Genomic DNA, 19,424 nt, shown 5'->3' with positions numbered 1-19,424 from the left:
AAAAAGTATATAATTAGGTGCTAATCTGGTACAATCGAATAAATATCGGCAGGTTAGCCAGTGCTTTCCTGCCGATAGGGTGTTAATAGATGAACAATGTTTATTTCAACACTTTCTTTCCGTTTTCGATATAAATACCGTTTGCGTTCGTATTTCTCACGCGTCTGCCATGAAGATCGTAGAGCGTTTCCTTTGAGTCGGAACTCTGTGCCGCAGTGTTTACGCCTGTGGTGCTGTCGATGATGAGTGTCAGCGGGCTGAACTGGTGGCTCTCGGAACTTTGTGTGCTGAACGTGATGTCGCCGGCTGTGATGGTTCCGAGGGGTTGGTTGCTGAGGGTGAGTTCGAGCAGGTCGCCCATGCTGCCGGGAAGCAATGCGTTGAAGACGGAGTAGGCGAGGATGGTATAACGATTATTGCCACGAGGTGCGAAAACCACACTATGACCACTGCTGCGTTTCAGGCTGGCATCCTGCAGCGTGGTGCCTTCGGGCAGGACGAGGTCGAACTGGAAGGCGGTGAAGTCGTTCTCGTTGTTGAGGATCATCAACAGTTTGTTGGTAGAAGAGAGTTGCATCGTGAGTTGATCAATAGCAGTTTCTTCGGTCATGGACTCAAGTTTGCTTGTAGCACTTGTTGTGTTGCCGAGAATAATGTTTACGATGCCCACAATATCGCTCACGTTTACGGCGTTGTCGCTGTTGATATCAGCGTTGGTGGTGTTGAATGTGGAGGACGTGGAACCAAGTATGTAGTTCACTGTAGCCACGATATCGCTAACGTTTACGCTGTTGTCTTCGTTAGCGTCGCCAAGAAGCACAGTCTTGTTCAGGAGAACAGAAGTTCCTATGTATTCATCGAGCGCGAGGTAGGCTTCGTGTGCGTTAGCCGTAAATGCACCGGCATTGCTGTTAGCCTGATAGAAACCTACTGTTTGGGCGTTGCTTCTGTTATTGATGCGGTAGTAGTAGGTTCCGCCGGTCGTTGTTGCTGCCACGTCGCTGCCATGCAGCAGGTTGCCTTCTGGTGCAGTTTCGCCCGAATAGGCGGCGTATGTCACGAGGGTATATGTTCCTGCATCGCCTTTGAGTATGATGCCTGTACCCGCCGGTACCACACTTCCTTCAGGATAGAGCCAATCGATGGTTACTTCATCGGATGTGACTGCAGTTACGATGCCTGCTGTAAGCCCCGATGGAAGTTTGAGCGCATTGCTGCTATAGTATGTGGTAAATCCGCCGGCAGGCATGGTCAGCGAAATGGTACTTTCGCTGTAACCGTATTGCTCGTCGAGGTAGGCTATGCGGTCTTGAATCCATTGAGTGGTATAACTGATGTTGTTACTGATATTGGTACTCCACAGTGTGTTTTCGCGCGAGTCGGCACCGCTCTCCTGGAAGAGGCTGTAATAGTCTGTAAAACGCTTGCAGAGACTGTCGGGCTGGAACCATGTGCGGCGCAGTTCGGCATAGCGGTTGGCGAGTGTGTTTTCCCAGTCGAACGCGGAAAGTTCGCGAAGACGGGTGAAGTAGGTCAACTGTCCATGTTCGTAAGCCCAAAGGAAATCATCGTATGTGTCGTATTTTTTATAATTGGTGGTGTTGGTAACGTTCGTAGAACCTTCCCAGCGACAACCCCAAGTCCCGTCAAGGTCCCATACAGCCACACCTATTTTATCCTTTTCCGTAAAACCTTTGTTGAGTTTCTTAGTAGAAGGATTGGTGTCGTAAGCATAATAGTACATATTTTTGCCGTGATTGTCGGTGGAAAGGAGAAGTTCAATGAAGAGGTAATAATCATCGAGTACGGGTTTGTCGAAATAGTAAGCAAAACTATCCACAAACTCTTGGTCAGAACCTGCTGCTACGAGGTTTACTGCTCGCCAGATTGGTCCGTAGTCAAATTTCTCGCCATCTTCCACATCGGGATATTTTCCTTCATAGCTGCACCATGACGCAGATGTGTTTCTATAGGAAGAAGGTGCTGTCCGTGGATACGATTTTGAGCCTGTATTGTGTCCCATAAATACTTCGTAACCCCAACTCGTGGTTTTATAAAGTGTGCCACGCACGGTAACTTCCGTTTCATCTGTGAAAATGTCAAAAACAGAGTCCGTTTTCTCCAATCGCAGTTGCTTGCGGTCCATCTTCTCTGTGAAGCAATATATACCGCGATATGTGCCGTTGAGCAGGACTTCTACAAACTGGCCATGTGTGCCTGTAGAAACTTTTTTGTTCTCGAACGCTTGTTGGTAGGGGTCGTGTGCGAAGTCGTTCCAAAGGTCTGTGCTGACGCGGTTGCGCATACGGCTCGGGTCAACGTATGCTGCATCGAGAATCCAGTTGTTGTCCGAGCGCATACCGAGGAAACTGCGGTCAACACTGTTGCCGTTCTCGTCTATCATCTTGACAGCGTATGCTTTCTTTGGCTTTCCAGATGCCGTGGCACCGCGGTGGCGGTATTTGGCATAGTAGGTACTGTCGTCGGTTGCCGCATCGCCATCGAGGAGATGGAAAGTGCCGGCGGTGTAATAACTTGTGCCGCAACTGCTCACATTCACCGAAACGATAGGCATGAAAGTGAAGTTCAGGCTACATTTGCGTGTCGGAGTGCCGTTCACGAGAATGTACAGGTCGTACGCAGACTGGCAGGTAACGTTATTTAAAGTGAATGTACCACCATTCGATACGGTCTGACCGTCAATCCTAAAGGAGATGTCATCGTTCGTCAGGTTCTTGAATTTCAAGGTTGCCGTAAAGTCGCCGCCGCCGCGCACTGACTGCGGCAGGGAGAACATGTAGCGCCCATTGCCGTAGTTGTCATAGATGAGGCATTTGTCGTTGAATTGGAGCGAATCCACATAGATGGCAAAGTTGCCCACGTCAACTGTTTCGCTGCCGCCGGAATTCCCACCCGAGGAACTCTGTGTGCCTGTAATAAGGTTCCCGTTGCTGTCGTATATAGCGAAAAGTTCATTATTTGTCGGTTTGCTGGTGTTGCTGTAACAACCTAACAGGTTTGCTGTTGATCCGCTTGTCCTCAGGTTGAAACGATAATTTGGCTGGGCAACATTGGTGACGTAGTATGCCTCGTTGGTGGCGTCGTATGTAAACGTCCAAAGCGCATCAGTTGTAGAAGGGTCATCGGTTGTAGTGAGATATTTTACTGTGTTACCATATTCGCCTACGTATTTCAGGTAGTCGCCGGTAAGGGCATTCTGGATGATATAGCCTGCGTCGCCGTCGGGGATGATGTTCCACCAGCAGTCTTCGTCCTGAACGTCTTGACCGGTTACATAGTAGATGAGTATGGAGGTGTTGTGGTATGCTCCCAAACCGATAGCACCATCATAACTTTTGCAACACAGGCGATAGGTCTCATTTTCGTTGAAAACGCTTTGTTCATCACCATCAATCGTAGCGCTGTAGAGTTTGAAAGAACCATTGGAACCGTTGCCTGCCGTCCAGCCTATAACATTCGACCCGTTGCCACTACCATTTGACCCATTGCCGTTCAAGCCTATGCCGCTTGGACTGACAAACTGGAACAGATTATTGCTCATCGTGATGGTGTAGAGCACTTTTGTAGAAGAAGTATAAACATTAGCGCTTTTGCTCAGGTCGGGCAATAAGTTGCCGCTTGCTGCGCGGATATTGGCGGTAACGTATGAACCGTAGTTGGTCACATTGTCGAATGTTAGCACGTATGAGATGTCTGGCATGCTGTTCTGCATCATTTGGTTTGAGGAACTTTCATAGATGTAGCAGTTGCGCCCATTGTTCCACACAAGGAAACGGCTACCTTCTGTGATGTCAGATAGCGAAGTTATCGCAGTGGAGGAATAATTCGACAGTGTGGCTGAAGAATAAGATTGTGCTTTTAAGCTGATGAGGCATAGCATAAAAGCGAAGTGTAAGAGTAAAAACTTCTTCATGTTAGAGTGATGTATATAAAAGCGCCGCAAAATTACGGGAAACTGATTATAAAAAAGAATCAAAGTGATAATAATTGATAAACGTGCTCAAAATTAGTACGAGTGAACAAAAATTCTCGATAAAAAAATGTAAAATACTCGTAGAAAGAAGAAGACATACATAATTAGAAATCACTTCTCTTTGTTGCGTGGGAAATAATCGAGTATTTGACGTCGGAGGAAACTGCGGTCGATGTGGGTGTAGATTTCAGTCGTTGCTATGCTTTCATGGCCCAGCATGGCCTGTATGGCGCGGAGGTTAGCCCCGCCTTCGAGCAGATGGGTGGCGAAGGTGTGTCGGAAGGTGTGCGGACTGATGGTCTTTGTTATTCCGGCGGCTTCTGCGTATAGCCTGATGTTGTGAAATACCGTTATGCGTGAGAGGTGCTGGCGGCGGCGCTCGCTTAGGAAAACGTAGTCTTCTTCGCCATCTTTTGGAGTGATGGCATTGCGGTCAATGAACCACAGTTTCAGTTCCTGTTCTGCACGGGGTGATACGGGCACAAGACGTTGTTTGTCGCCTTTTCCTACAACGCGGATGAAGCCTTCGTCGAGAAAGAGGTCGCTCAGTTTCAGGTTGCAGAGTTCGCTCACACGCAGCCCGCAACTGTAGAGCATCTCTATAATGGCGCGGTCGCGCTGTCCGAAAGGTTGGCTCAGGTCGATGGTGCTGATGATGGCATCCACTTCTTCGAGAGTAAGCACCTCGGGCAGGTGTTTGCTTTTCTTTGGCGATTCCAAGAGTTCGGTGGGGTCGGAGTCGATGAAACCGTCGAGTACAAGAAATTTGAAGAAAGACCGCAAGGCACTGTGCTGGCGCGCTATGCTGCGTTGCGAAATGCCGATGTCAACAAGGGTCCAAGAAAAACGGTGGATCACTTCAAGGTTGACGTCCTTGACGTCGATGTTTTCGTCCTTGAGGTAGTCGAGAAATTTCCGCACATCGCGCAGGTAGGCCTCTCGCGTGTTTTCCGAAAGACCTTGCTCAAGAAGGATGTAAGTGCGGTATTTATCAACCATTTTCAATTATCTTCAATTAGAGAATTATAGAATTTAGATTTTGCATCTTTCGCTTCGCTATAGTTAGAATGCTAATGACGACAGTTTTTGGAACGCGACGGACACGGATTAAACAGACTTTGTCGTAATGTTTTCGATTTTTGCCATTGCTTCGCTCGGCGATGACGCGAATGCTACGCTACGAAACTTAAATTCTATAATTCTCAAATTCTTGACTATTACCCAATTCAGAAGGACATCTTGCTGAGTTTGTCTTTGTAGTAGTCTGACACATCGGACCAATGGTAGTAAGGTGCCATGTCGCTCTTCACCGGGAGACTCATCTCGTGTTCGTTGAGCATCACCTTTACGAGGATGTCGTTGCTGCCTTTCTTGCGGTAGAAAACGAGTTGCACGTTGCTTGCCATCGGGAAGATTTTATAGTTTCGCCATTTCTCGTCGAGTTTGGCAGGATCTTCTTCTGTGGTGCCGTAGTCGCCGAGTTCCATAAGGCAAGTTAGCGGATAGACCACCACTTCGTGACCAAAGCGCAAGGTGGCACCGGGTTTATTCAACTTGATGCAGGAATCAGCGGTTTCAACGATATTTTTCAGCAGGTTGGCTTCAAAGTAGGGCAACTTACCTTGAGTGAGTTTTGAAGGTCCGTAGTTGTGATACCAACTTAGGTTTTTGTTCGTCCAGATGGCGTAGCATTCTTCTTTTGTGAAAAGCGGATAAAGGTCGAGGTCAGTGTCCAGGCTTTGCATGTTGGCGGCTATGTCGAAGATGTTCCACATCAGGCCACCTTTGTTGATGTTTTGGCTGACGTAGGCTGTGTCGGAGAACAGCATGCTGATGAAGCGGTCGGGTTGGATAGTCTTGTTCCACCAATCTGTGCGCACCTTTTGGGCTTCCTCGCTTTTGCGGTATTTGGAGATATTGTCGTCGTGCTCATAGTTCATGTAGTACATGTCGTGATAACTGGCGTCGTTCTTGATCTGAAGGTCGGGGTTCATGGTCTGAAGTTGCAGACATTCTGCCATCATCGAGAGGATGCAGCGGATTACTACGGTTGAGCGGGCATCGATGGGGGCATTGCCGGCGAATACTTCCGGGAAGTTTTCGTACATACGCTTGGCTATGCCGCGGTGCTGGCGAGCGCCAAGAGGGGTGAGTTCGCCCAGTCGCCCTTTCGACATGTGGTCCAGACTATCGAGAACGTGCATCACTTCCATGCCTTTGGCTGTTAATGCACCCGCCTCGTATGCCTTGCGCATGGTTTCTGCCGGACCCGAGTATTCTTTCTTGCCAATCAGCCAGCGTGAGCCGTGGCGGGCATAGTGGCTGATGTAGAATGGCTTGTAACCTTTAGGTGCTGTGGTATATTTCACACCGACAGGGTCAGGGTAGGCATAATAATTGGCTGCAGAACAATGTACGTCCTCATAGATTTCTTCACGCGCTGTCTGGGCGAAAACGGGACCCAACGACAAAGCAACAACAAGGAATAAACAAATTTTTTTCATGATGTAGAGATGTTTTGTGCAAAGTTAGTGCTTTTATTGTAAAGTCGGCAAGTCGTTTTTAGAAAACGCGCACGCCAAAAGGTTAAAAATAAAACTTTTATCTCAACAATTATTTCTCGCTTATCGATTAAGTGTTAAATTTGCCACCTAAGTATTTGTAAAAGATGGAAAGAATTAAAAGTTTCAAGCAACTTGTCAGCCACCTCAACGAAATGGAGCAACGCAAACGTGTCGCTGTGATTTCAGGTACAGACGAGAGCACCCTCTATGCCCTTCATCGTGGGCTTGAGGCTGGTTTTATCGATGTAATCTTTGTTGGGCAGATACCCGATTTTGAAAAGCATCAGGAGTTTTTACCCCATAAGGCTAACATACAGCAATTTCCCATGGAAGATGAAGACGAGTCAGCACAATTTGCCGTGACTCTCGTTCGCGAAGGCAAGGCAGATTTCCTGATGAAGGGGCTGGTTCATACCGACAACTTGTTACGGGCAGTCCTGGACAAGGAAAAAGGATTGTTACCCGCAGGAAACATCCTAACACTCATTGCTGTGGCAGAAACGGCAGCATACGACAAACTTCTTTTCTTTTCCGACCCGGCTGTCATACCTGTACCTACCCGCAAACAGCGCGAGTGGCAGGTGAAGTACACCATCGACGTTTGCAACGCTTTCGGAATAGAAGAACCACGCATCTCGCTCATACATTTCACAGAGAAAGTCAGCGAGAAATTCCCATGTTCTGTGGACTATGCCGATCTGTCCCAGGAGTCGCGGGAAGGAAAATGGGGAAAAGCCATCATCGACGGGCCTCTGGATGTCAGGACATCTGTTGACTCGGAAGCCATGGAGGTAAAGGGCATAAAGTCGCCTATAGCAGGCCGTGCAGACGCGCTTATTTTTTCCGACCTCGAAGCAGCAAATGCATTCTACAAGACACTTTCCTTTTTCGGAGAAGCCAAGCAGGCGTGCATACTCTGCGGCACATCGTGCCCGGTGGTGGTGTCATCACGGGGAGATGACGGAGAATCGAAATTCTATAGTTTAGCCATGGCGGCTGTTGTTGGTAAATAAACAAATAAACACGAATAAACAAAAACAAAATATGCGGATATTGGCCATAAATCCAGGTTCGACAAGTACAAAAATCGCCGTTTACGAAGACGAACAAGTGGTTTTTGAAAAAGGCATCAACCATTCTTTCAGCGAACTTGAAAAATTAAAGACCATAGCACAACAACTGGACTATCGACGCAACCATATTCTTACGGAACTTGTGGATGCAAACATAGACTTCAACTTTGACGCCATTGTGGGGCGTGCAGGATTGCTCGGTCCCATAGAAGGCGGTGTGTATGAGGTGAACGACAGAATGTACGAGGCGCTGCAACACCCCGTACGTGAGCATCCCTGCAACTTCGGTTCCATTCTTGCCTACATCCTGGCGCAACAGATAGAAGGATGTATGGCACTTACTGCCGATTCGGGCATGACAGACGAATACGATGAAATCTCCCGTATCAGCGGTTTTCCGCTCATCGAGCGAGAACCATTCTGGCACACGCTTAATCAGCGAGCCATAGCACGCACATACGCCAAGCAGGCAGGCAAAAAGTATGAAGAACTCAATCTCATCGTCTGTCACCTGGGCGGAGGCACATCAATAGCAGTGCACCGCCACGGGCGTGCTGTCGATTCAAACAACGGCATGGGCGACGACGGACCTTTCTCTATCACGCGAAGCGGATCGCTGCCGGCACGTGGAGTAGTGGAACTCTGTTTCTCCGGAAAATACGACAAACATACACTCGACAACTTCTTCTTTAAGAATTGTGGTGTCAGGGCATATCTTGGCACGAGCAACATGTTTGAGGTGATGGACAGGGTGGAGAAGGGCGACTACAAGGCGAAACTCGTTATGGACGCACTAATTCTTCAAACGGCAAAAGAAATTGCAGGAATGTCAACGGTTCTTTATGGAAAGGTAGATGCCATTCTCCTCACGGGAGGACTTTGTAAAGACCAATACATCAGAGAGGGTATCGTGGAGCGCATACAGCACATTGCCCCCGTACATGTATTCCCGGGAGAAGACGAAATGAAGGCGTTGGCAGGCAATGCACTTGCAGTGTTGCGAGGTGAATTGCCAATAAAGGAATTCAACGATAGTGTTTTCCGTAAGACAAAAAACCTCTTTGCGGAAGAACAATCTTAGGAAGAATAATAAGTTATTGCTGACCGGTAAAAGTCAGAAGAAAAAAATTACCCATCCGCAATGCCTATAATAAGCATTTCGGATGGGTATTTTGAAAAGTATGTTAACTACTGAATTCTTATTTAATTATAACCTTCTTACCATCGATAATATAAACACCTTTTGCAGTAGGTCTGCCGTTTAGTTTTACGCCTCCAATGGTGTACCAACTGTTGTTTGCGAATTGTTCATCTCGAATTGAAGAAATGCCTGTCGTTTCATTGTTTGTATAAATAGTGGGAGGACCGCTAAGCAACAAGTCTGTGTCGTCGCCAAGCGAAGCAACAAGAGAGTAACGACCTTCGTTTATGCCTCTTGCTATAGCATTGCTTGTCTTGAATGTATTTTTGAAACTAATAAAAACAAGTTCGCCCTTGTCGTCATAAATCTTATAACCCACGGCGCCGGTACCTGTTATGGTAAAGTTTGCCCCACTACGCTTAAAACCAATGTTGTCTGCCTCATTCTTACCAAAGTGTGTGTAATAACCGGTGCAACCCGAATCATCGTTTGCGCCAAAATTTACGATATTTGCACCCAGAAGATCAGGGAAATATTTGACAACTTCAGCATCTTCGCCTATTTGTCCCTGCTCAGCAGTACTGTTGATGAACATGATGCCCGGCGCTTTTTTCTCATAACTCTGCATTTCTGCTTTCCAGGCTTCCATCTGAGCCACTTCTTCTTGGACAGATTGGCGCGGAACTTTGAGATAGAAACTTTCATAGTCACTAATACTTGCGACTCCTGCATCTGTTGCTCCGTTGATGGTCTCAGCATAGTTGAAGAATCCCCACACTTTGAAAAACTCATAGAGGTCTGTCTGCGAAGCCTCACATGCAGCAAGAGCGGCACGCATGTAGTCTTTATCAATTCCTGCCGGATTGTCATTGGAATAAAAGCGGTTCTGCATGTTGCCTCGTTTGTGGATACACTCTATCCATCGTGGGAAAAACTCATCGTCGCCCTTTTGATGGAAATAGAGCCAAAGTTGGTACCACATCTTCTGAGTAAATGACTGTATCTCGCCTGCATTTTTCAGATTGTCAATCCAACTTGTTGCTCCATCTGTTTTGTTGAAGCGGTCTGCCAAAATGCTGACTGCTCCCTTCGCAGTCTTCTTTCCCCAAAGGTGTGTGTAAATCTGTATAAGAACTTCATTGCTTCCCTCGCGTGTGCCGGCAAGCCACAGTGGACGTTGGTGAAGATGGCCTACCTCGTGCGGATAAGCCCAACTTGTCCACCAGCCACCATCGCGGAAAGTTTCCTCATTAAATAATTCGTAATTTATACCTGGCCAAGAAACGCGTCCATTACCGGCGGAAGGATTGCCGGAACCTTTGTCCCATACGGTCATTATAGGGCGATAGTAGCCGTCATTGAATCGTGTGGTCATGGCTCTTTCCTGCGCCTCAAACACAAAATCAATCATTTGCATACCCCTTGTAAGTTTCTGCGCTGAGCGCATATTATCAAGGTAAGTGCAAAAAACATGCAAGTTGGACCTCATGTGCAGATATGTGTCTTTGAACATATTTTGCTTCAGCCACAGCCAATCTCTGTCCGTATGGCCGCGGCTCATATCGAACGTACCGTTGCACGTGCCGCCAACAATATGAATTCTTATTTTAGGATGTGCAGATAATGGCGTTTCAGTATCAGTGTTTTGGTAGGTGATGAACAGTTCACAGTCGCCATTTGCTATAACTTTATTAAGACCACTGGTCAAATCTTGCTGAGGGCCTGTGTTGTTTACACCAACCGGCATTTCAACTTTGAGCGTACCATTTCTGGCAGCACTTCTTTCGACGTAAAGAAAGGCTATTTCTCCCGCCTTCAACCTGATTCCGGTGGGTTGTGTAAGACGACCGAAGTCGCCAAAACCGAGTTTGGAAGCCCACACACCAGGGGCAGAATATGCCTCATACTCATGGATGCGAAAATCCTTTTCGTAAGCACTCCATGTGGCGTTGTTGCCCCACATGTCGTTTTTTATACTAATCGCCTCGTTAATCATCATCGATGGCAGTTCGCTCATGGCAGCACGCAAATCATCATCGCTCATAGCAACATATTCTTCTTTCAACTGTGTGCAGATCTTATCTGTGAAGAACTTAGCGAACTCGCTACCTATATTGCTGTTGAGTGTCTTGCGCCAATCTTCTGCGGCTGCAATATCATCTTCCGTTACATCCACTTCCCATAAGAGCCATTTTGATGCGTCTGAACTGGCTTGCCAACCCACTACAGTGTTGTTCTGATTTGCAGCACCTGCAGCATGCAGAGACTTATGTTCGCTCGTGTTGTTTACTGTGGCAAACCAGAACAACTTGTTGTCGCCGGAGGTGGTCGTGCCGGAATAGAAGTTTGCAGCACTACTGCCCGTTTGCCATTGTTGGCTTTGTCCCGGCCATGCCTGAATGGATTTACCGGATACTAAATTCTTGAAATTATACTTTCCATTAGTACCTGTAATCTGCCATAGTTGTGAATAATATGCAAAACTTCCTTTTCCCTTTTCTGTATTAGTCAGGACAAGACCGCCGTTGGCATTCACTGCCATAGTCTTGCCATCGTATGCATTGCTTACCAAGCGGTAGTATTTGCCGCTTGTAATACTACTGACATAGTTCGGAAGTTCTGCTGTGGCATCTATAATCTGCCACTTTGCGTTATTTTGTTGTGTCTTGTTTGTATATACATAAGAACCGCTACTCGTTGCGTTGTCATTTGGACCAAGGTAGCCTTTTTCAGATGTAATGTATATATCCTCTCCTCCCGCGTCTTCAATCGTCCATACAGTAGCCACATTGTTCGCCGTGTTCCAGTTCGCCCAATTGCCCTGAGTAGAGGTGGAGATACCAAGGGTATATTCTGTGTCGTATTTGGTGAAAACGTAGCCACCACCGCTCTGCGTGATGGTAAACACAGAACCTTCATTGTCCAGAGTTGTGGCATTCACGGTATTCGATTCCTCGTAACTGTCCTTTAAAAGAAGGTATTTGCCGGAATTTACATGCATTACCTTGTAACACTTTTCTGAAGAAAACTCAGGGATTGCCATTAGTTGCTGAACTTGAGCAAAACTGCAAACCAGCAAAGTGATTAGGAATAAAGAGATATCTTTTTTCATGGTTTTTGAACGTAATAATGAGATTTGCGTATGTTGGTTTTTTGTTTAAATTAACTTTTTTAAGGATTTTTATTACATTTTGTTACAAAATGTCTGCAAAAATAGCAAAAAAATTGAATTATCACATAATAACAGATATAATTCAACGAAACTGGATGATACAGCATACGCAGGGGTAGAATGAATGTAGCATAGCATAGTGAATTGCACCCCTGTCTATGCTGTAACGCCCCTATAGGACAGCCATACGAGTAGATAAATGCTGAGTCCATTTATAAATGGACTCAGTCATAATTATTTTTCGACTATTTATTTCTGTTAGCCTTCCTGTTTGGTTTTATAAGCGAGGGCGTACATGCGCATCTGCTTTTTCATCGACAAAAGGCCATTTGAGCGGGTGGGAGAGAGGTGCTCGCTCAATCCCACGCGGTCGATGAAGTAAAGGTCGGCATCGAGAATTTCCTGTGGGGTATGCCCGTTGAGAACACGGATGAGCAGAGTGATGATACCCTTCACGATGAGTGCATCGCTTTCTGCACGGTAGTATAGTTTGCCGTCTTTTTCATCGCAACAGAGCCACAAACGGCTTTGGCAGCCGTCAATCAGGTTCTGTTCGGTCTTCTCGCTTTCCGGTAAAGGCTCCTGTTCCTCGCCAAGGCTGATGAGGAGTTGATAGCGGTCCATCCAGTCTTCGAGTTCGGAAAATTCCTCGATGACTTCGTCTTGTATTTCGTTTATCGTCATTTTTCTGATGAATTTTTAGAGAGGTTCTTGTGAGAGGACTTGCAGCAAGGTCTGTCCCACGGCTTTGAGTGTGGCGGTGGAAATGTTTTCGGGGGTGTCACGGGTGGTGTGCCATGTGTCGCAAAAACCATTTCCCGAGCGGTTGCTCGATATGATGTCGATAGTGGGTATACCGGCTTGGTTCATGGGGATGTGGTCGTCTGTAATCATGCCGCCCTGCTCGCTTGGGAAGTAGTTTTCATAGCCTGCCACACGAGCGGCATCCCAAACCTGATAAAGCACCTGTGGAGCATATTGTGTGGAAAAAATCTCCTGGCGGAAAACGACGCCGTTGCCGCCTACCATATCAAGCAATATGCCGTGAAGCGCCTGATAGCCTTCCACATGTGGATGCGCTGCCCAATAAGCGGAACCCTTGCACCAACTCGATTCATCGCTGCTGTCGTGGTTGCCGTAATCTTCAAGGTCGAAGCAGATGAAGTCGATGCCTACCTTCGGGTTTACTTCTTTGAGTTTTGCTGCCACTTCAAGCATCACGCCGACACCGCTCGCCCCATCGTTTGCTGCCATGACAGGTTCGTTGTGCTTGCTTTCGTCAGGATCGTCGTCAGCCCAAGGACGGCTGTCCCAATGTGTACAGATAATGATGCGTTCTTTTGCTTCAGGCTTGTATTGCGCAATGATGTTACGGCACTCGAATTGTTTCTTGTCCCACATCGTGATGGGTGCCTTCTGTTCAATGACGTTCAGCCCTAACGCTTGAAACGACTTTACAATGTAGTCGCCACATTGCTTGTGGGCTGCGCTGCCCGGAGTGCGGGCACCGAAGTCGCACTGGGCTTTAATGTGCCTGAAAGCACTGTCGGCATCAAACTGCACTTCACATTTTTTCGCATCCTCGCCTATAGGCACATCTGTCTTTGGCTTTTTACACCCGATAAGACTGAGCAAAGAAAGCATGATAATCAGTGTTTTGTTTATAGTTTTCATACGGTTTATTAAAAATCTATTTCTGCTGCAGCCTGCACCTGTCGCATGACGCGAAGGAAGTTCAGACCCCATATTTTCTCTAAATCGTCATGGCAGAGTCCTTCTGACAAAAGGCGTTTTGTGATGTTCATGATTTCGTTGGCACCATTGCAGCCCGGTATGCCACCGTCGCCATCGAAGTCGGTACCGATACCCACATGGTTGATGCCTGCCACATCAATCATGTGCATCAGGTGTCGCATGGCATCATCTATGTCCGACTTCTCGTCCAGACGCAGAAAACCATTGTAGAGTGTTACCTGTGCCACACCGCCACTTTCGGCAAGTGCGCGGAGTTGGTCGTCGGTCAGATTACGCGGGTGATCGCAAAGGGCGCGACTGGAAGCATGCGAACATACTATGGGAAGCGAACTGGCTTCTATGGCATCGTAGAAACTGCTCTCTGCCGCGTGAGAAAGGTCCACCATCATACCCACACGATTCATCTCGTGTACCACGTCACGTCCGAAGTCGCTCAGTCCGCCGTTTTCCTGATTCGACCGCTTGGCGCTGTCGCAGATGTCGTTGTCGCCGTTGTGGCATAGGGTCATGTAGCATACACCCATGCGGCGGTAGCGCTCCACATTGTCTATGTTTCGACCGATGGCATAGCCGTTCTCTATTCCGAGCATGATGCTCTTCAAGTCGTCGCGCTTGTTGATGTAGAGGTCATCGGGTGTGATGGCAATGGCAGCACCTTCACAATCGTCCACCATGCGGCGGATTTCTGTGAGGATTTCATCTGCTTTTGCCGTGGCTTTTGCCAAACCCTCAGGGGTACGTTCCTTTTGCGGCAGATAAGCCACCATGATGCATGAATCAAGGTATCCTTCCACCATCTTATGATAGTCAACAAGCACTTTCTCGTCGCGCGAATTGAAGTCCACACCCTGGTCGAAGAACATGGGGGTGTCGCAGTGGGAGTCAAGCGTTACGATGGAGACATCATTGTGGAAAGTGCGCGCGCGGCGATGCAAATAGGCTTCGTGCACCAGTTTCCTGAAAAGAGGCATCATGCAGTCGTCGTTGTTGCCGATGAAGCACTCGGGATGCCACTGTACACCGAAAACAGGCTTCTTTTCGGTGCTTTCCACTGCTTCTACAATGCCGTCGTCAGCCCATGCCGTGATGCGCAGATGAGGACCAGCATCATTCACTGCCTGATGGTGGAACGAATTGACAGCGAAATGTTCGCCGAGGAGGTTGGCTATGAGAGAACCGCTTTCTGCTTCCACAAGATGGGTGGCTTCATAGCGTGGGGCATCCTGGCTGTGCTTGATGATGCGCTGTTTCGGAAAACTGGTGGCTATGTCTTGATGCACACTACCACCAAGGGCTATGGCAAGTATCTGAATACCGCGACAGATGCCGAAAATGGGTAATTGGCGGTCGAAAGCCAACTGAACCATAAGCAGTTCACCGCGGTCGCGCTTGGCATTGATGCCATGAAGGGCAGGAACAGGATCTTCGCCTGTCCATAGCGGGTTCACGTCGGCTCCGCCCGAAAGCATCAGTCCGTCAATCCGCTCAAGCAAAGGAAGAATGACACGCTCGTCATCTGTCGGAGGAAGAATGAAGGGAATGCCACCGGCTGCCTCAATGCTCTTGTAATATACTTCAGCAAGTTCACAACCTGCAGGACCGAAATTGCCGCTGATGCCTATCACCGGGCGGTCCTCATACGACAGCATCTTGCCGTTGATGCGGTCGTAGTCCGCTTTGTAGTCGTAACGTATAGCCATAGTGCCTGTTTTTGTCTTTATTTCTGCAAAAGTACAAAATAACCCTGTGAGAAGAAACTATGGATATAAAAAAACGACGGCATAAATATGTGGATATTATGTGCCGTCTTGATATCTTTTAGAAAAGTTTATTCCTCGTAATACTTCTTTCGCTTTGGATTCATGGGGAACCAACCTTTCTGCACACGCTTCTTCTGCGCGAAAATTTCGAGGATGCTCCAGAAGCAGGAGAAACCAAGAATACCGAGTATGCTGCTGAAGCACACATTTCCCGTAAACAAAGCACCCGTTATAAAACCGATGCCTGCTATGAGAAAGACCCACCAAATGCCCGTGCCGAAATAGTACTCTGCCTTAATGACAATGGGGTGGAAGCAACCGATGATAAGAAACGTGGCCAGACCTGTCAGCAGTCCTTCAAAGTAGATGGTCATCAGTTTTCCGTTTCTTCTTCAACATTCGACGCCTTGCGTGTATTGCGGGATTTCTTGGGCTTTTTCTTCACTTCGTCAGCCAAGATGATAGGAACGGTGCGATGGAAACTCTCTGCAAGCGATATGAGGGTCTCGGTTGACGTCACGCCGTCAATTTGCTGAATCTGACCATTGAGCAACTGCATGAGGTGCTCGTTGTCGTGGCTGTATAACTTGATGAGTAGGGTGTAAGGACCTGTCGTGAAATGACATTCCACGATTTCAGGAATCTTCTCCAGTTCTTTTGATACTATGTCATAGCGCGAAGGACGGTCCAGTTCCACACCGATATATGTGCAAGTGTTGTAACCCAGACTCTTGGGATTAACGAGGTAGGTGCTGTTGCTGATGATGTTTGCTTCTATAAGGTGAAGCACGCGTTGATGAATGGCTGCGCGGGAAACATTGCAGGCATCTGCTATTTCTTTGAACGAAATTCGTGAATTTGTGGATATGCTCTCCAGAATCTTTTGGTCAAGAGCGTCAATTTTTGCCATTTCTTAATCTGACTTAAAAGTTTTTATTTGTATTTATCAGTACAAAAGTAAGCAAAAATAAGGAAATAATGAAAAAAAACGAGGCCAAAAACTTAAAAAATAAAGGAAAATGCAGTTTTTTAGCGATTTTCTTAATCAAAAGTAAATCCCTGATAAATACACCCCCTTTTTAGTCTTCAGAAGTGAGACGTTTGCTAAGAAAGCGAACAGGATACCACACACTCACAAAACCTACAACGCAAACAGTGATAAATACTATCAGCACATCGAGCAGATGCACACTGACAGGGTAGGCTTCTACAATGAAATTGCCATCACCGTTGCCTATTTTGATAAAGCCAAAGTATTCCTGAGCATAGCAGAGTGACACACCAACAATAACGCCTATGACGGCACCCAAGAGGGCTATGAAGCGACCCTCCAGCAAGAATACTCTGCTGATGTCGCGGTCCGTGGCACCAAGATGACGGAGTGTGCCAACGTCTTCACGCTTGTCGATGATGAGCATCGAAACAGAGCCGATGATGTTAAAGCATGCCACGAGGACAATGAATGTGAGGAAGAGGTAAGCCACCATCTTTTCAATGTTCATGATGCGGAAAGTGTCCTCTTGTTGCTCCATCCTGTCGCGAACGACAAACCGATCGCCTGCCAGCCTCCGCAATTCCTTTTTTACGGAACTGGTGGTACTTCCGTCTTTAAGGCATATTTCCAAAGATGAAATCATGCCGTTCTGGTCGAAGAGGCGCTGGGCGAACTTAAGCGAGGTGAGCATGTAGTTTTCATCGTATTTGCGCTGATGAACCTGGAAACAAACTCCCGAGGCATAGAGGGTGCCATAGTTGAAACTCGAAATAGGGTTGGCTATGTCGATGCGCTTGCCCTTTTTGGGGACATAGACCTCCGGTGGCTGAGGATTGTCGAAGTTGATGCTGCCAAGGGTGGAAGCCAGGCCTATGCCGGGGGTGCCGTAGTCCTTTTCGCCGCTGTGCAACTTAAACTGGCCATGAACGCCTTCTTGCACGTAGATTATGTCCGATATGTCAGTGCTTTCAGTATAGTTGTCGCCCACTCCTTTGAGTTGGAAAACAAGAGGATGGCCCTTCACGAGTATCATGGCATTGTCTTCTATGCAGTCGGTGGCAGAGGCCACTTGCGGATGTTTCCTGATTTGCTCCAGTATAGGGTCATTGCTCTTGGCGAATTTACCACTGGCAGGAGTTACTTCCAACTGAGGATCGAAGGCGGTGAAAAGTGTAGAAACAAGGTCCTGAAAACCGTTGAACACACTCATTGTGCACACCAAGGCTGTCGTGGCAAGCGCTACGCCTATCACGGAAATGATGCTGATGATGTTGATGGCATTGTGTCGCTTCTTGGAAAAGAGGTAGCGGCGAGCCACGAAGGATGAGAATTTGCCCAAGGGTGCAGAATGAATGTGGATAATGCAGATTTTATTTCTTCAGGAGTTCGTCGATGTGCTCAATATAGTCGAGCGAGTCGTCGATAAAGAATTTCAGTTCGGGAATGATGCGCAACTGGTGGCGCACGCGTGTACCGAGTTCATAGCGTATGGCGCGAACGTTCTCATTGATGTTTTTGAGATATTCTTCTCCCCTATCGGAGGGGAAAATGCTGAGATAGCCACGGCAGACACTGAGGTCAGGACTTATGCGCACCTTGCTCACACTCACAAGAATGCCATGGTGCGCCTGAGTCTGTTTCTGGAAAATGTCGCTCAACTCTTTCTGAATGAGGCGTTCTATCTTTTGTTGTCTTGTTGTTTCCATGTTTTTAGAATTTTAAAACTTGCATACTTTCAATTATAATCAGTTGGCAGCACGGGTGTCGAGGATGATGTAGCCTGCAGCATTGATGCCTTTCTGGATTTCCTGAATGTGCTCGCTGTTGCGGGTTTCAAGCACCATGCGGAGGTTGCACGAGTTTACGTCGGGGCTCTCACCGTTACGCTCGTGGTGGAGAGAAATGATGTTGGCACCATATTTCACGATGACAGAACTCAGGCCAAGCAGTGAACCGGGGCGGTCGGGCAGTTCGATAAGCATTTCGCAGGTACGGCCGCTCTTCATCAAGCCGCGGTTGATGACACGGCTGAGAATGGTAACGTCTATATTGCCGCCACTGACGATACAGCATACCTTCTTGCCTGCAATGGGGTATTTGTTGAACATAGCAGCAGCCACACTAACAGCTCCAGCACCTTCGCTTGTTAGTTTGTGGTGTTCTATCAAGGCGAGGATGGCAGCACAAATCTCGTCTTCTGTCACCGTAACCACCTCGTCAACGTAGTTTTTGCATAACTCGAAAGTATGAGTGCCAGGTTCTTTCACGGCTATGCCGTCGGCTATGGTGAGCACTTCGGGCAGTGTTTCTATCTTGTCGCTCTCTATGCTGGCTTGCATGCTGGCAGCACCCGCAGCCTGCACACCGATGATTTTTACACTTGGTTTAAGCATCTTCACTGCGTATGCCACACCGCTTGCCAAACCACCGCCACCGATAGGAATGAAAATTACGTCGATGTCGGGGCGCTCTGCGAGAATTTCCATGCCGATGGTGCCTTGCCCGGCAATGACCTGTTCGTCGTCGAAGGGATGGATGAATGTCATACCCGTTTCTTCCTGCATCTGCAGCGCGTACTTATAGGCGTCGTCGTAAACGCCCGGAACGAGTTTCACCTCTGCGCCCAGTTCGCGCGTGGCTTCTACCTTTGATATGGGAGCACCGGCTGGCATGCAGATAGTGGCTTTTATGCCGAAACGACGTGCGGCAAGAGCCACACCCTGTGCATGGTTACCGGCAGAACTTGCTAACACACCATGCGATTTCTCTTCATCGGTAAGTTGAGAAATCTTGAATCCAGAACCTCGCACCTTGAAAGAACCAGTAACTTGCAGATTTTCAGGTTTAAGAAAAATAGTGGCTTCGGGGTTGAGTTTCTCAGTATGGATAAGTGCAGTGGGGTGAATCACATCTTTGAGAACGGTTCCTGCTTTGTAGATGATGTCGAGTGTTAGCATATCTTTGTTTTGAC

14 protein-coding genes are annotated in these 19,424 nt (G+C 47.6%); 2 read left to right on the top strand and 12 right to left on the bottom strand.

The window, feature by feature from the left end; genetic code table 11:
• Positions 1-100 precede the first annotated feature (100 nt).
• From C7Y71_RS06780 to C7Y71_RS06770, 3 genes are all read right to left on the bottom strand, one after another.
• On the bottom strand, positions 101-3,934 hold the full coding sequence (locus C7Y71_RS06780; protein ID WP_111898353.1) for a CotH kinase family protein: 3,834 nt from the start codon (positions 3,932-3,934) through the stop codon (positions 101-103).
• 171 nt (positions 3,935-4,105) lie between these two features.
• Positions 4,106-4,993, bottom strand: coding sequence for a site-specific tyrosine recombinase XerD (gene xerD, locus C7Y71_RS06775; protein WP_111898354.1), 888 nt, complete (start codon positions 4,991-4,993; stop codon positions 4,106-4,108).
• A 227-nt stretch (positions 4,994-5,220) separates the two neighbouring features.
• Positions 5,221-6,498: a histidine phosphatase family protein gene (locus C7Y71_RS06770; protein ID WP_111898355.1), complete on the bottom strand. Its 1,278-nt coding sequence runs from the start codon at positions 6,496-6,498 to the stop codon at positions 5,221-5,223.
• A gap of 164 nt (positions 6,499-6,662) precedes the next feature.
• On the opposite strand from C7Y71_RS06770, the gene C7Y71_RS06765 reads away from it, so the two are divergent.
• Together C7Y71_RS06765 and buk are read left to right on the top strand one after the other, a co-directional pair.
• Positions 6,663-7,571 carry a phosphate acyltransferase gene (locus C7Y71_RS06765; protein ID WP_111898356.1) on the top strand — a complete coding sequence of 303 codons (909 nt, stop codon included), beginning with the start codon at positions 6,663-6,665 and terminating at the stop codon, positions 7,569-7,571.
• Positions 7,572-7,602: 31 nt separating this feature from the next.
• Complete coding sequence (gene buk, locus C7Y71_RS06760; RefSeq protein WP_111898401.1) at positions 7,603-8,712, top strand: butyrate kinase; 1,110 nt, start codon at positions 7,603-7,605, stop codon at positions 8,710-8,712.
• A gap of 118 nt (positions 8,713-8,830) precedes the next feature.
• On the opposite strand, the gene C7Y71_RS06755 is transcribed toward buk, so the two are convergent.
• From C7Y71_RS06755 to ilvA, 9 genes are all read right to left on the bottom strand, one after another.
• The gene (locus C7Y71_RS06755) at positions 8,831-11,884 is read right to left on the bottom strand and encodes a M60 family metallopeptidase (RefSeq protein ID WP_146739407.1); all 3,054 of its coding nucleotides are present in this window, start codon (positions 11,882-11,884) and stop codon (positions 8,831-8,833) included.
• Positions 11,885-12,202: 318 nt separating this feature from the next.
• Entirely contained in the window at positions 12,203-12,628 is a 426-nt protein-coding gene (locus C7Y71_RS06750) for a SufE family protein (protein ID WP_111898358.1), read from the bottom strand.
• A 15-nt stretch (positions 12,629-12,643) separates the two neighbouring features.
• Positions 12,644-13,618: a M28 family peptidase gene (locus C7Y71_RS06745; RefSeq protein ID WP_111898359.1), complete on the bottom strand. Its 975-nt coding sequence runs from the start codon at positions 13,616-13,618 to the stop codon at positions 12,644-12,646.
• Between the two features lie 8 nt (positions 13,619-13,626).
• Entirely contained in the window at positions 13,627-15,399 is a 1,773-nt protein-coding gene (locus tag C7Y71_RS06740; protein ID WP_111898360.1) for a gamma-glutamyl-gamma-aminobutyrate hydrolase family protein, read from the bottom strand.
• A 128-nt stretch (positions 15,400-15,527) separates the two neighbouring features.
• The gene (locus C7Y71_RS06735) at positions 15,528-15,833 is read right to left on the bottom strand and encodes a DUF4491 family protein (RefSeq protein ID WP_111898361.1); all 306 of its coding nucleotides are present in this window, start codon (positions 15,831-15,833) and stop codon (positions 15,528-15,530) included.
• Complete coding sequence (locus tag C7Y71_RS06730; protein ID WP_111898362.1) at positions 15,833-16,369, bottom strand: Lrp/AsnC family transcriptional regulator; 537 nt, start codon at positions 16,367-16,369, stop codon at positions 15,833-15,835. The genes C7Y71_RS06735 and C7Y71_RS06730 overlap by 1 nt, the downstream gene beginning before the upstream one ends.
• Before the next feature lie 169 nt (positions 16,370-16,538).
• The gene (locus C7Y71_RS06725; protein WP_111898363.1) at positions 16,539-17,792 is read right to left on the bottom strand and encodes an FtsX-like permease family protein; all 1,254 of its coding nucleotides are present in this window, start codon (positions 17,790-17,792) and stop codon (positions 16,539-16,541) included.
• Between the two features lie 31 nt (positions 17,793-17,823).
• The gene (gene rbfA, locus C7Y71_RS06720) at positions 17,824-18,159 is read right to left on the bottom strand and encodes a 30S ribosome-binding factor RbfA (RefSeq protein ID WP_111898364.1); all 336 of its coding nucleotides are present in this window, start codon (positions 18,157-18,159) and stop codon (positions 17,824-17,826) included.
• Positions 18,160-18,198: 39 nt separating this feature from the next.
• The gene (gene ilvA / locus C7Y71_RS06715) at positions 18,199-19,410 is read right to left on the bottom strand and encodes a threonine ammonia-lyase (protein WP_111898402.1); all 1,212 of its coding nucleotides are present in this window, start codon (positions 19,408-19,410) and stop codon (positions 18,199-18,201) included.
• Between the last annotated feature and the right edge of the window lie 14 nt (positions 19,411-19,424).

The organism is Pseudoprevotella muciniphila, from assembly GCF_003265305.2.
Classification (GTDB): domain Bacteria; phylum Bacteroidota; class Bacteroidia; order Bacteroidales; family Bacteroidaceae; genus Alloprevotella; species Alloprevotella muciniphila.
The sequence above is the reverse complement of the archived record's forward strand: the minus strand, read 5'-3'. Positions and strand labels throughout refer to the sequence as shown.